The 13,007-nt window shown below is 73.4% G+C and carries 10 protein-coding genes; 7 read left to right on the top strand and 3 right to left on the bottom strand.

Annotated elements, in window-relative coordinates; all coding sequences use genetic code 11:
- The first annotated feature begins 116 nt into the window (after positions 1–116).
- The 4 genes from ACIRVH_RS30780 (at position 117) to sucD (ending at position 5,519) form a co-directional block, all read left to right on the top strand.
- Positions 117–860: a hypothetical protein gene (locus tag ACIRVH_RS30780; protein ID WP_403959878.1), complete on the top strand. Its 744-nt coding sequence runs from the start codon at positions 117–119 to the stop codon at positions 858–860.
- Positions 861–997: 137 nt separating this feature from the next.
- On the top strand, positions 998–2,992 hold the full coding sequence (locus tag ACIRVH_RS30775) for a hypothetical protein (protein ID WP_403959875.1): 1,995 nt from the start codon (positions 998–1,000) through the stop codon (positions 2,990–2,992).
- 437 nt (positions 2,993–3,429) lie between these two features.
- Positions 3,430–4,608: an ADP-forming succinate--CoA ligase subunit beta gene (gene sucC, locus ACIRVH_RS30770; protein ID WP_403959872.1), complete on the top strand. Its 1,179-nt coding sequence runs from the start codon at positions 3,430–3,432 to the stop codon at positions 4,606–4,608.
- A gap of 26 nt (positions 4,609–4,634) precedes the next feature.
- Positions 4,635–5,519: a succinate--CoA ligase subunit alpha gene (gene sucD / locus ACIRVH_RS30765; RefSeq protein WP_403959869.1), complete on the top strand. Its 885-nt coding sequence runs from the start codon at positions 4,635–4,637 to the stop codon at positions 5,517–5,519.
- 92 nt (positions 5,520–5,611) lie between these two features.
- Here the strand turns inward: sucD and ACIRVH_RS30760 are convergent, their stop codons facing one another.
- Positions 5,612–6,604: a sigma factor-like helix-turn-helix DNA-binding protein gene (locus tag ACIRVH_RS30760; RefSeq protein ID WP_403959866.1), complete on the bottom strand. Its 993-nt coding sequence runs from the start codon at positions 6,602–6,604 to the stop codon at positions 5,612–5,614.
- A gap of 99 nt (positions 6,605–6,703) precedes the next feature.
- On the opposite strand from ACIRVH_RS30760, the gene ACIRVH_RS30755 reads away from it, so the two are divergent.
- A complete protein-coding gene (locus tag ACIRVH_RS30755) occupies positions 6,704–8,893 on the top strand; it encodes a DUF6350 family protein (RefSeq protein WP_403959863.1) in 2,190 nt (729 codons plus the stop codon).
- An 80-nt stretch (positions 8,894–8,973) separates the two neighbouring features.
- Here ACIRVH_RS30755 and ACIRVH_RS30750 read toward each other — a convergent pair whose 3' ends face one another.
- Positions 8,974–9,738, bottom strand: a complete 765-nt coding sequence (locus ACIRVH_RS30750; RefSeq protein ID WP_403959860.1) for a hypothetical protein — start codon at positions 9,736–9,738, stop codon at positions 8,974–8,976.
- Between the two features lie 283 nt (positions 9,739–10,021).
- Here ACIRVH_RS30750 and purN point away from each other — a divergent pair, with 283 nt between their 5' ends.
- Together purN and purH are read left to right on the top strand one after the other, a co-directional pair.
- A complete protein-coding gene (gene purN, locus ACIRVH_RS30745) occupies positions 10,022–10,660 on the top strand; it encodes a phosphoribosylglycinamide formyltransferase (protein WP_403959857.1) in 639 nt (212 codons plus the stop codon).
- Positions 10,657–12,228 carry a bifunctional phosphoribosylaminoimidazolecarboxamide formyltransferase/IMP cyclohydrolase gene (gene purH, locus ACIRVH_RS30740; RefSeq protein ID WP_403959854.1) on the top strand — a complete coding sequence of 524 codons (1,572 nt, stop codon included), beginning with the start codon at positions 10,657–10,659 and terminating at the stop codon, positions 12,226–12,228. Before purN ends, purH begins: the two co-directional genes overlap by 4 nt.
- Positions 12,229–12,330: 102 nt before the next feature.
- On the opposite strand, the gene ACIRVH_RS30735 is transcribed toward purH, so the two are convergent.
- Positions 12,331–12,909: an RDD family protein gene (locus ACIRVH_RS30735; RefSeq protein WP_403959851.1), complete on the bottom strand. Its 579-nt coding sequence runs from the start codon at positions 12,907–12,909 to the stop codon at positions 12,331–12,333.
- Positions 12,910–13,007: the final 98 nt, after the last annotated feature.

The following is a 13,007-nucleotide window of genomic DNA, read 5'->3' as shown; positions in this document are numbered from 1 at the left end:
TTGCGCTACCTCGGGCCGCCCGTGCGAGGATCGACGCCGCCGCCACCCCCCGCCGCGCCGACCGGAAGTCTCTCCTCTTGACCTTGCCAGCCACTGTGTTCGGTACCGCTGTGCGCGTGTTGCGTACGGCGGCCGGGCGGCGTGCGCTGCAACTGACACTGCTGGTCGGCGGGTTGTTCCTGCTCGGGTTCCTCTGCGGCGAACAGGCCCAGGCGGCCGAACGGACGCCGGCGACTCCGGTGGTCCAGGTGACCGGGCACGAGAACGCGGTACGAACCGTCACCGAACGGGTCGTCACCCCCGTACGGAAGGTCGTGCAGACGGCCTCCCGAGCCCTCGACGAGACGCGGGCCCAGGCGCCCGCACTGCCCGCCACGCCCTCCGTGCCGCTGCCGAAGCTTCCGGAGGTCCCGGAGGTCTCCGCGCCGCCCGTGCACGCGCTGCCCGCGCCGGTCACCCCGGAAGCCGGGGCGGACCGGCACGACAGCGCGGCACCGGCGGCGGACAAGGGCGACCGAGCCCGCTCCGAAGCCCGTGGCGTCGTCTCCGCACCGCCGCAGGCCACCACGTACGGACCGGACTTCGCGCTCCCGGCGCAAGTCCCCAAGGCCCCGGCGCACACCCCCGTGCACCGCACCGCCGCGGCCCTCGACGCCCCCGCCCAGCCCGCGCCCACCGGAGACCCGGACGGCGTGCTCGGCAAGCAGGCGGCCGACGGCACCGCACCCCGCCACGGTGACGCGTACGCCGTCGCCCTCGACGGCCGGGCGCCCCTGCGGCTCCTGCCCGGCACCACCGCGCGCGTCGACACGCCCGGGACCCGGGAACGGCACCGGGACATCCCGGTCTTCCCCGGCTAGGCCAAGGGCCGACCTCCCCGCCACGGACCTGTCGCGCGGGGGCGGAACAGGTCTGCCCACTCCGCCGGACCCGCCGGCCTCCCCGGCGCCCCTCCGGACGGAACCCCCTAGCCGTTTCCGAAGGACTTGACGCACGCATGAACAAGAACATCCGCCGCTCGATCGTGATAGCCGCCGGAGTCACCGGTGCCTGGGCCCTCGGCTCGGCCGTGGCCAGCGCCGACGAGCTGTCCACCCCTGCGGTCTCCGTACCCGACACCGAGAGCACCACCGGCACCCTCGCCGACACCGTCGACGGCGTCCTCACCGACGTCCACGACACCGTCTCCGGCGTGACCGGCACGGCCACCGCGGCCGTCTCCGGCGCCGCCGCCAAGGCGCAGCAGCCGACCCGCACCGTCACCGGCGCCGCCGACCAGGCCCGCCGCTACGTCGACGCGAAGGTCCCGACCGCCGCGAAGATCAGGGGCGGCCAGGCCATCCAGGGCGCCCGGGCAGCCCGCGCCGCCCAGGCGCCGACCGAGGCGCACGTGCAGGCGGCGGGCGCCCGGGCCACCACCGAGGCCGCCGCGGCGACCCACACGGCCACCCACCTGTCCGTGCCCGCCGCGCCGGCCACGCCCTCCGCTCCCACCCCGCAGGACGGGATCGACTACCTCTTCGGCCCCCTCGCCTCCTTCGCCCCCGAGGTGGAGGAGGCCCTGGCGGCCGCCCAGACCAAGCTGCAGGCCACCCAGGCGGCCGCGCGCCTGCGGGCCGCGGGGGTCGGGGGCACCGTACGGACGACGGCACAGCAGACCGTGGCCGGGGCGCAGGGCCGTACCGCCGGTGCGGCCGCCCTCGCGGACGGTGAGGCGGCACGGGTGACCGGCGCCGCAGAGGCCTCCGTCGCCGCCGTGCCCGCGCACGTCACCGGCACGGTCGCCGGTGTCGAGCAGCGGGTCCTCGGCACGGTGCGGGCGGTGCCGGGCACCGTCGCACCCGTCGTGGACGAGACGACCGCCGCAGCCGTCCCGCCGGTGGCCTCCGCCGCCGTGGCCGGGGTGCTGCCGGTCGCCGACGAGGCGGTGGCGGGCGTCCTGCCGACCGCGGGGCACGCGGTCGCCGGCGTCCACGGCACCGCCTCCGGCGCGGTGACCGGCGTCCAGGGGACCGCCACCGGCACGGTGTCGGGCGTCCTGCCCACCGCCGGGTACGCGGTCGCGGGCGTGCAGGGCACCGCCTCGGGCGCGGTGACGAGCGCGCAGGGCACCGCCACGAGCACGGTCGGGGGCGTGTACCGCACCGCCATGGATGCCGTGACCCAGGTGCACGGACTCGCGGCGGACGCCGTGTACGGCGTGGACGGGCTCGGTACGGGTGCCGTCGCCGACGTGCACGGGGTCGGCACGGGCACCGTGGCAGGCGTCCACGGCGTCGCCACCGGCGCCGTGGGCGAGGTGCACGGGCTCGGTACGGGTGCCGTCGCCGACGTGCACGGCGTCGCCACCGGTGCCCTCGCCGACGCGCTGCCCCTCGCCGGCGGGGTCCGCGCGGACGTGCCGCCGTACGCCACCGGGCTGGTCGGCCAGGTGGCCCACGACGCCGTGGACGCCGTGCTGCCGCCCGTCGCCGGGACCGCCGTGCACGGGGTCGTGCCGGTCGCCGGGCAGGCCGTGGCGGACGCGGGGACGCTCGCGTACGGCGTGGTGGGCGACGTGCACCCCTTCGCCGGCGGTGTCGTGGGCGCCGTACCGCCGCTCGCCCACGGGGTCACCGGCCAGACCGGTGCCTTCGCGCAGGGAGTGACCGGACAGGTGCCGCCGTTCGCGGCGGGAGTCACCGGTGCCGTGCAGCCGGTCGTAGACACGGTCACCGGGACCGTGTCGCCGGTCGTGGACGGTGTCGGCGGCAGCGCGAGCGGGCTGGCGTACGACGTGGCGGGCGAGGCCGGCCCCTACGTGGGCGGTGTCGTCGGCGAGACCGCGCCCCTCACCTGGCAGGTCGGACCGTTCGCGCAGGACCTCACCGGGACCGCTCAGGTCACCGGTGGTCCGCTGGCCGGACACGCCGTCGCCGGGGCCGAGGGCGTCGCCCACTCCGTCACCCCGGGTTACGTCCAGGGTCTGGCGTACGGCCACGGCGTGCAGTAGGGCTGAGCGCCCACGCAAGCTCCGCGGGGGGCCGGGAACCCGGACGGCCGAACGCCGACGGCCCGTCCGGCCGTACCCCAGCGGTACGGGGCGGGTGGTCCCCATTGGGGTGGGGATCAACCGCCCCGGGCCTTTCGGGGCCCGTCCAGAGGCCTCACCGGGTCAACCCCAGCCCGGTGAGGCCTCGCACATCCCCCCGATCGCCCTCGATCGCGGCACGCCGTGTCAGCAAATCCGGCATCGTGTGACAGGTATCACCGCTCAGGTGTGACCCTCGATTTAGGGAGCCCACGCAAGCGGCGATAACCTGCGAGACGGACATGCCGCGCGCTCGGACACCGTGTGCGCTTCCCTAGTGACAGCGGACGTCACGTTGCCCTTCGCGGCACGCCCACGCATCCAACGAACCGCGAGATCACTGATAGGGACGGAAGCGCGTGGACCTGTTCGAGTACCAGGCGAGGGACCTCTTCGCCAAGCACGATGTACCGGTGCTGGCCGGTGAAGTCATCGACACGCCTGAGGCGGCGCGCGAGATCACCGAGCGGCTGGGCGGCAAGTCTGTCGTCAAGGCGCAGGTGAAGGTCGGTGGTCGCGGCAAGGCCGGTGGCGTCAAGCTGGCCGCCTCCGCGGACGAGGCCGTCGCCCGGGCGACGGACATTCTCGGCATGGACATCAAGGGCCACACGGTCCACAAGGTCATGATCGCCGAGACCGCTCCGGAGATCGTCGAGGAGTACTACGTCTCCTTCCTCCTCGACCGTGCCAACCGCACCTTCCTCTCCATCGCCTCCGTCGAGGGCGGCATGGAGATCGAGGAGGTGGCGGCCACCCGTCCGGAGGCCGTCGCCAAGACGCCGATCGACCCGATCGACGGTGTGGACGAGGCCAAGGCCCGCGAGATCGTCGCGGCCGCCAAGTTCCCGGCCGAGGTCGCCGACAAGGTGGCGAACGTCCTCGTCACGCTGTGGGACACCTTCATCAAGTCGGACGCCCTCCTGGTCGAGGTCAACCCGCTCGCGAAGGTCGCCTCCGGCGAGGTCATCGCCCTCGACGGCAAGGTGTCGCTCGACGAGAACGCCGAGTTCCGCCACCCCGAGTACGAGGCACTGCACGACAAGGACGCGGCCAACCCGCTCGAGGCCGCCGCCAAGGCGAAGGGCCTCAACTACGTCAAGCTCGACGGCGAGGTCGGCATCATCGGCAACGGCGCGGGTCTCGTCATGAGCACCCTGGATGTCGTCGCCTACGCCGGTGAGAACCACGGTGGCGTCAAGCCCGCCAACTTCCTGGACATCGGCGGTGGCGCCTCCGCCCAGGTCATGGCGAACGGCCTGGAGATCATCCTGGGCGACCCGGACGTCAAGTCCGTGTTCGTCAACGTCTTCGGTGGCATCACCGCGTGTGACGAGGTCGCCAACGGCATCGTCCAGGCCCTGAAGCTCCTGGAGGACCGCGGCGAGAAGGTCGAGAAGCCGCTCGTCGTCCGCCTCGACGGCAACAACGCCGAGCTGGGCCGCAAGATCCTCACCGACGCCAACCACCCGCTGGTGCAGCGCGTCGACACCATGGACGGCGCGGCCGACAAGGCCGCCGAGCTGGCCGCCGCCAAGTAAGCACAAGGACGAGGACTCACACCACCATGGCTATCTGGCTCAACAAGGACAGCAAGGTCATCGTCCAGGGCATGACCGGCGCCACGGGCATGAAGCACACCAAGCTCATGCTGGGTGACGGCACCCACGTCGTCGGCGGCGTGAACCCGCGCAAGGCGGGTCAGACCGTGGACTTCGACGGCACCGAGGTACCCGTGTTCGGCACGGTCGCCGAGGCCATCGAGAAGACCGGCGCCAACGTCTCCGTCATCTTCGTGCCGGAGAAGTTCACCAAGGACGCGGTCGTCGAGGCCATCGACGCCGAGATCCCGCTGGCCGTCGTGATCACCGAGGGCATCGCCGTGCACGACACGGCCTCCTTCTGGGCGTACGCCGGCAAGAAGGGCAACAAGACCCGCATCATCGGCCCGAACTGCCCCGGCATCATCACCCCGGGCCAGTCGAACGTCGGCATCATCCCGGGCGACATCACGAAGCCGGGCCGCATCGGCCTGGTCTCGAAGTCCGGCACGCTGACGTACCAGATGATGTACGAGCTGCGTGACATCGGCTTCTCGACGGCCGTCGGCATCGGTGGCGACCCGATCATCGGCACCACGCACATCGACGCCCTGGCCGCGTTCCAGGACGACCCCGACACCGACCTGATCGTCATGATCGGTGAGATCGGTGGCGACGCCGAGGAGCGCGCGGCCGCGTTCATCAAGGAGAACGTGACCAAGCCGGTCGTCGGCTACGTCGCGGGCTTCACCGCGCCCGAGGGCAAGACCATGGGCCACGCCGGCGCCATCGTCTCCGGTTCGTCCGGCACCGCCCAGGCGAAGAAGGAGGCCCTCGAGGCCGCGGGTGTCAAGGTCGGCAAGACCCCGACCGAGACGGCGAAGCTGGCCCGGGAGATCCTGAGCGCCTGAGCTTCCTGACTGCACGCCGGTAGGCCCGTCCCCGTTCGCCGGGGCGGGCCTGCCGGCGTTTTCGCTCGCCGCGCCGGGTGCAGCCGCGCGGCTCAACGTGCCGCTGGCGCGAGCCGCTCCGGGCCGTCGGACTCCGTTCGGTACAGCTTCGCGCGCAGGGCCTGTTCCTCCCGTGACAGCGGACCCATGGCCGGCGGCGGCGGAACCCCCTGTACCGCCTGGGCCGGGGCGATCGGTGCCTCGTAGTGGGTGGGCGCCGTGCGCAGGGTCAGGGCCGTCGAGCCGATGATCGCGACCGTGAAGGCGATGGCCGCCCGTGTCCAGAACACGTTCCGGCGTTCGCCGACCGTCCGCACCGTGGGCGGCCTGGCGGCGCGCAGATGCTCCCTGGAGGCCAGTTCCAGCAGCCGTCGGTGCAGTGCGGCGGGGTCGGCCAGTTCCGGGACGTGCTCGGCCACGGCCGCCCGGGCGCGGGTCAGCCGGCCGGCCGCGGCGGGGGTGCTCGCCTCCGTCTCCGCCGCCGTCTCCGGCAGGTCGAGGCCGACACCGTCGTACAGGATGAGCGTGCGCCGGTACGACGGCGGGAGCTTCAGCAGCGCGTGCAGCAGCTCCCGGTCGGCCGGGTCGGCGGGCGGGGGTTCGGGGGACCGGTAGCGCGGGCGGAAGGAGTGCCAGGGGGAGAGGGCGTACTCGTAGGCCATCGCCCGGACCCAGCCGCCCGGGTCCCGGTCCTGGGCCACCTCCGGCCAGCGCTGCCAGGCGAGTTGGAAGGCCCGCTCCACGGCCTCCCGGGCCAGCTCCCGGCGCCCGGTGAGCAGGTACGCCTGGCGTACGAGAGCGGGGGTGCAGAACGCGTAGAGCGCGTCGAAGGTCTGAGCGGGAGTCAGGGCGTCTCCGGTCAGCAGGCGGGCGTACGCCTCGCCCTCCTGGCCGCTCGGGACGCTGCGCCCTCTCTCCCACGAGCGGACCGTGGCCCGGCTGACGCCCACCTGCGTGGCGACCTGAGCCTGCGTCAGCGAGCGGGACTCGCGCAGCTGTCGGCGTTCCTGCGGTGGTGGCAGCGAGCCGGTGGGGATCTCCGTCACAGTACCTCACCCCTTCGTACGAAAAAGTACATAAACATATATTGGGCGACACATCGGGGGTTCGGCTGTTACGACGGGAAAGCGCGTGTCGTTGGGAGCATGGCGGTCGTGACGCTGATGACCGCTCGCCGACCGTCGTTGTCGCTGCTGCTGCACCGGATGCGCGACCGCTCGCCCGGGCTGGGCGCGAGCCTGCTGGGCGGTGCCGTCGCCGCCGGGCTCGGGCTCGGCTCGCTCGCCGTGCTCGTCCTGGGGCTGTGGATCAGCTCGCCGTACCCCGACAGCGGGCCGGCCGGCGCGCTGCACATCGCCGCCGCGCTGTGGCTGCTGGGACACGGTGTCGAACTGGTCCGCACCGACACGCTCTCCGGCGTGCCCCAGCCGGTCGGCGTGACCCCGCTGCTGCTGTTCGCCCTGCCGGTGTGGCTGCTGTACCGGGCGGCGCGGGACGCGACGGATGCGTCCGCCGAACCCGATGCCCCGCCACCGGTCCCGGCGCACACGGCGTGGACGGGGGTGGTCCTCGGCTACCTCGGTGTCGGCGTCGCGGCCGCGCTGTACTGCTCGGGCAGCGAACTCCGTCCCGTGTGGGGCTGGGTGACGGTATGTCTGCCGCTCGTCGCGGCGAGCGCGGCGGGGGCCGGGGTGTGGTCGGCGCACGGCCGCCCGCGCGAGCCCGTGCTCGGTGTGCTGCTGAAGCTGCCGGGGTCGGTGCGGCGGCTGCTGTTCGGGTCGGAGGTCCGGGCGCGGCTGGGTACGGCCGTACGGGCGGCCCTGGCCGGGACGACGGTGCTCTTCGGGGGCGGGTCGCTGCTGCTCGGCGTCTCGCTGGTCCTGCACGGCGCGGCCGCCCGGGCGTCCTTCCTGCAGCTGACCGAAGGCTGGACCGGCCGGTTCGCGGTCCTGCTGCTCGGCATCGCGCTGATCCCCAACGCGGCGGTGTGGTCGGCGTCCTACGCCCTCGGCCCCGGCTTCGCCCTCGGCACCGGGCACCTGGTGCACCCCCTCGCCTCGAACCCTGCCCCGCTGCTGCCCCCGTTCCCGCTGCTCGCGGCGGTACCGGACGCGGGCGCCGGAACGCCGCTGAACTGGACGGCGGGAGTGGTGCCGGTGGCGGCCGGGGTGACGGTCGCCTGGTTCGTGGGGCGCGGGGCCGCGGGGGGCGTGCACCGGGAGGCGCAGGAGGAGCCACGGGCGCCCTGGCCGGCCGGGCGGACCGTCGGGGTGCTCATGCTCGCATCGCTCCTCTGCGGGGCGATCCTCGCCCTTCTCGCCGCACTGGCCGGCGGCCCCCTGGGCGTGGCCGCACTGGCCCGTTTCGGCCCGCTGTGGTGGCAGAGCGGGGGAGCGGCGGCGCTCTGGCTCACGGTGACGGGGATGCCGGTGGCGCTGACGGTACGGGCGTGGCGGCTGTGGGGGCGGCGGAGGCGGGGCAGGGTTCCGGCGCAGGGGACGGAGCCGGGGAGCAAGCGGCCGGCGGACACGGGGGAGAGGGCGGCGAACAAGGCGACGCGGGAGGAGGCGAAGACGATGGCCGAGGAGGCCGCGAAGGAGGCGGCGAAGGGGGTGGCCGAGGAGTCCGCGAAGGGGGTGGCCGAGGAGTCCGCGAAGGGTTCTCCAAAGGCCGCCGCGACGGAGCAGGCGAAGGAAACGAGCGGGAAGACGACCAAGGCGGGGAAGGCATTGAAGACCCAGGCCCACCAGCAGGACCCCCCGTCCCCCCTCACCCTGTCCGACGAGGACGAGAGGTACGACGTCCTGCCCGCCGCCGACCCGTTCCCCTCGGCCTGGCACGACGACGTGGCCCGAGCCACCCGCTGGGCAGCCCTGCGAGCGGCGTCGACACCCTTGGGCTCGCCCGGCTCACCCGCCGACCAGCCCGCCGCACCCAGCTGGCCACCCCTGCGAGAACCGTCGCCCCCGGCAGCCGCCCACGCACCCGTGCCGGAGCCCTTGCCGCCGCTGGTCGACCACGCACCCGTGCCGGATCCGTCGTCCGCGCGGGTTGACCACTCGCCCGTGCCGGAGCCGTGGTCGGCGCGGGTCGACCGCTCGCCCGCGCTGGATCCGTCGTCCGCGCGGGTTGACCACTCGCCCGTACCGGAGCCGTGGTCGGCGCGGGTCGACCGCTCGCCCGCACTGGATCCGTCGTCCGCGCGGGTTGACCACGCACCCGCACCGGAGCCCTCGCTCCCGCCGGTCGCCCCTTCACCCGTACCGGAGTCCTCGCCCCTCACGGACGCCGATCACCAGCCCGCCGAACCCCCTGACTCGGAATCCGCCCGCTGAGCCCCCGACCGGGACAGCCACCCGCCGGAAAGCCACGCGCTGAGCCCTGGCTCGGAAGGCGCCCGCCGAACCCGCAGGTCCTAGTCGTTCCCGACCCCGAGTACGCCCCGCAGCTCCTTGGGCAGCAACTGCTCGCAGGACTGCTTGGCCTCGTGGGTGAGGGCGTCGCCGACGCAGGTGTAGTAGTCGCGGTACACCAGCTGCACCGTGAAGGTCGTGGCCACCAGGGCGAGGGCCAGGGAGGCCGTGACCAGGCCGCCGATCGCCGCCGTGGTCTGCGGGCGGGGGCCCGGGGCGGGCGCCGGGGCGCTCGGGTCGGAGGGGCGGGGCTTGGCGCGCAGGGCGCTGATGCCCCAGTAGAGGGCCAGCGCGCCCAGCAGCAGGGCGACGTAGGTCCAGCTGAAGAGGGCGAAGAAGACGGCCCACATGCCGGACAGGAGTGCGTAGCGCGCGCGGCGCTGGGCCGGGTCCGTCGGGTCCCAGCGCATGCCGGGGCCGGTCGGGCCGCCCGGGCCCTCGGGGCCGCGGCCGGGACGTTCGCCGAAGCCGCCGGGGGAGCGGCCGGGCTGGCGGTCGCTCCACTGGGTGCCCCAGCGGGAGTCGCCCCCGGAGCCCGAGGAGCCCTCGGGGTGGCGCGGCTGCCACGGCTTGTCGGGGGTGCCCTCCGGCGGCGGCGCGAACGGGTTGTCGTCCTGCTGCTCGCCGCCGCGCCCGTCGCCGTCCCGCCCGCCCTGGGGCGCCTGGGGCGGCGAGGCCGGCCGCTCCCGCAGCAGCACGGCGCCCCGCTCGCCTCCCTGGGCCGGGCGCGGGGGGAACGTGAGGAGTCGCAGGCTGCGATCGGGCATCAAAAGAGCGTCTTCCCCTAGGCGAATACGGCGGTCCGACGTGAGCTTCCACCCCGTGAAACGCACCGCACGACGACCGCGTTCCCGAGGCTGCTCCTTCGTGATTCCTTCCGAACGCTACCTTCCGGCCACGCCCCCGTCCCGAGGGGGCCTTCCGGAGTGCCGGTATCGTTGCTGGCGGTCGGCCGCTTCGTAGACTTCCCCGTATCCGGGGGTGCGAAGCATTCGTACGACTGTACAAACGCCGGCCGGACACAACGCTTCCCCGAGAAAGGGCCCCACCGTGGCCGCCACCCCCGCTGGCCAAGCGGTCAAGCGCCTCGTCGTGCTGGTCTCCGGATCCGGCACCAACCTGCAGGCGCTCCTGGACGAGATCGAGCGCACCGGAGCCGAGTCGTACGGCGCGCGGATCGTCGCCGTCGGGGCCGACCGCACCGGCATCGAGGGGCTCGCCCGCGCCGAGCGGGCCGGACTGCCGACCTTCGTGTGCCGGGTGAAGGACTTCGGGACGCGCGAGGAGTGGGACGCCGCCCTGGCCGAGGCCGTGGCCGCGCACGAACCCGACCTCGTGGTCTCCGCCGGGTTCATGAAGATCGTCGGGAAGGAATTCCTCGCGCGGTTCGGCGGGCGGTTCGTCAACACGCACCCCGCCCTGCTGCCCAGTTTTCCCGGGGCCCACGGCGCGCGGGACGCGCTCGCGTACGGCGTCAGGGTCACCGGCTGCACCGTCCACTTCGTCGACGACGGCGTCGACACCGGGCCGATCATCGCGCAGGGCGTGGTCGAGGTCCGGGACGAGGACGACGAGAGCGCGCTGCACGAGCGCATCAAGGAAGTCGAGCGAAGGCTGCTCGTCGAGGTCGTGGGGCGGCTCGCCCGCAACGGCTATCGCATTGAGGGACGAAAGGTAGTTATCCAGTGACCGCCACCGCCGAGAGCACCAAGCGGCCCATTCGCCGGGCGCTCGTCAGCGTCTACGACAAGACCGGGCTCGAAGACCTCGCGCGCGGGCTGCACGAGGCAGGTGTCGAGCTCGTCTCCACCGGGTCCACGGCCGGCCGTATCGCCGGCGCCGGTGTTCCCGTGACCAAGGTCGAGGAGCTGACCGGCTTCCCCGAGTGCCTGGACGGCCGGGTCAAGACCCTGCACCCCAGGGTGCACGCGGGCATCCTCGCCGACCTGCGTCTGGACAGCCACCGCGAGCAGCTCGCCGAGCTGGGCGTCGAGCCGTTCGACCTGGTCGTCGTGAACCTCTACCCGTTCCGGGAGACCGTCGCCTCCGGCGCCTCGCCCGACGAGTGCGTGGAGCAGATCGACATCGGCGGCCCGTCGATGGTCCGTGCCGCCGCCAAGAACCACCCCTCCGTCGCCGTGGTCACCAGCCCGGAGCGGTACGCCGACGTCCTCGCCGCCGTCGCGGCCGGCGGCTTCGACCTCGCCACCCGCAAGCGGCTGGCCGCCGAGGCCTTCCAGCACACGGCCGCCTACGACGTGGCCGTGGCCTCCTGGTTCGCGTCCGCGTACGCGCCCGTCGACGACTCCCCGTTCCCCGACTTCCTGGGTGCCACCTGGGAGCGCGAGAACACCCTGCGCTACGGCGAGAACCCGCACCAGCCCGCCGCCCTGTACGCCGACGCCGCCGGCGCCGGTCTGGCCCAGGCCGAGCAGCTGCACGGCAAGGAGATGTCGTACAACAACTACACGGACACGGACGCCGCCCGCCGTGCCGCGTACGACCACGACGAGCCGTGCGTCGCGATCATCAAGCACGCCAACCCCTGCGGCATCGCGGTCGGCGCCGACGTCGCCGAGGCGCACCGCAAGGCGCACGCCTGTGACCCGCTGTCCGCGTTCGGCGGCGTCATCGCCGTGAACCGCCCGGTCAGCAAGGAGATGGCCGAGCAGGTCGCGGAGATCTTCACCGAGGTCATCGTCGCGCCCGACTACGAGGACGGGGCCCTGGAGGCCCTCACCAAGAAGAAGAACATCCGGGTCCTGAAGGCCCCGAACGGCCCGGCCAACCCCGTCGAGGTCAAGCCGATCGACGGCGGCGTGCTGCTGCAGGAGACCGACCGGCTCCAGGCCGAGGGCGACGACCCGGCCACCTGGACGCTGGCGACCGGCGAAGCCCTCTCCGCCGACGAACTGGCCGAGCTGGCCTTCGCCTGGCGGGCCTGCCGCGCGGTGAAGTCCAACGCGATCCTGCTCGCCAAGGACGGCGCCTCGGTCGGCGTGGGCATGGGCCAGGTGAACCGGGTCGACTCCGCGAAGCTGGCGGTCGAGCGGGCCGGTGCCGAGCGCGCCCAGGGCTCGTACGCCGCTTCGGACGCGTTCTTCCCGTTCCCGGACGGCCTGGAGGTCCTGACCGCGGCGGGCGTCAAGGCCGTGGTCCAGCCGGGCGGTTCGGTCCGTGACGAGCTGGTCGTGGAGGCCGCGAAGAAGGCGGGCGTCACCATGTACTTCACGGGCACGCGCCACTTCTTCCACTGATCCCGCAGGGCCACGCAGAGCGGCCTCCGGCTCCCTTCGCAGGGGGCCGGAGGCCGCTTTCCGTTCAGGCGCTCAGCTCAGTTCGAGCGGATGGCGCTCAGCTCAGTTGGAGCGGATGACGATCGAGCCGCAGACCTTGTCGGCGAACGTCTGACGCTTGGCGTCCCAGGCCGGCCACAGGTAGCCGAGGTAGCAGGGCAGGCCGTCCAGGATGTGGGCCAGCTGGCGCACGAACGCCATGCCACCGCCGAGCGGCTGCCCGGTCTCCTCCTTGAGCGTGCGGATGCCCAGCGCCTTCTTGCCGACCGTCTGGCCGGTCTTGCCCTCCATGATGATCTGCCAGACGAACAGGCCGATCAGGGCGAGGAAACCGATGATGGCGAGGATCGGGGCGTTCTTGGCACCCGCGACCGCGATGCCGTAGGGCACCGCGTACAGCAGGCTGTCGAGCAGCCGGGCCAGGAAGCGCTGTCCCCAGTTCGCGTACGTCGGCTGCATGCCGTAGCCGGCCTGCTGCGGGTAGCCCGGGTATCCGCCCTGGGGCGCCTGCGGGTAGCCGTAGCCCTGCTGCGGCGGGACGCCCTGCGGGGCCTGCGGGTAGCCGGGCTGCTGCTGGTAGCCGTAGCCCTGCTGCGGATCCTGCGGCTGACCGTACGGGTTGTTGGGCGAGCCGAAACTCATGGCGGATTTCCTCCGTTGACACTGCGGGGACGACGCGGAAGGAACGGAGGAACGTCAGGATCTGAGCGGCTTGCCCCCTAACCGGACCGCGATACTGC

Origin of the sequence: Streptomyces sp. NPDC101165, assembly GCF_044768135.1 — a bacterium.
In the GTDB taxonomy this organism is placed as follows: Bacteria; Actinomycetota; Actinomycetes; order Streptomycetales; family Streptomycetaceae; genus Streptomyces.
This window is presented reverse-complemented; position numbering and strand designations above follow the sequence as displayed.

What these genes read in the sequence shown, in the direction of transcription:
- ACIRVH_RS30775 (WP_403959875.1), top strand. Translation starts at nt 998, where the DNA reads ATGAACAAGAACATCCGCCGCTCGATCGTGATAGCCGCCGGAGTCACC.
- sucD (WP_403959869.1), top strand. Translation starts at nt 4,635, where the DNA reads ATGGCTATCTGGCTCAACAAGGACAGCAAGGTCATCGTCCAGGGCATG.
- ACIRVH_RS30755 (WP_403959863.1), top strand. Translation starts at nt 6,704, where the DNA reads ATGGCGGTCGTGACGCTGATGACCGCTCGCCGACCGTCGTTGTCGCTG.
- ACIRVH_RS30750 (WP_403959860.1), bottom strand. Translation starts at nt 9,738, where the DNA reads ATGCCCGATCGCAGCCTGCGACTCCTCACGTTCCCCCCGCGCCCGGCC.
- ACIRVH_RS30735 (WP_403959851.1), bottom strand. Translation starts at nt 12,909, where the DNA reads ATGAGTTTCGGCTCGCCCAACAACCCGTACGGTCAGCCGCAGGATCCG.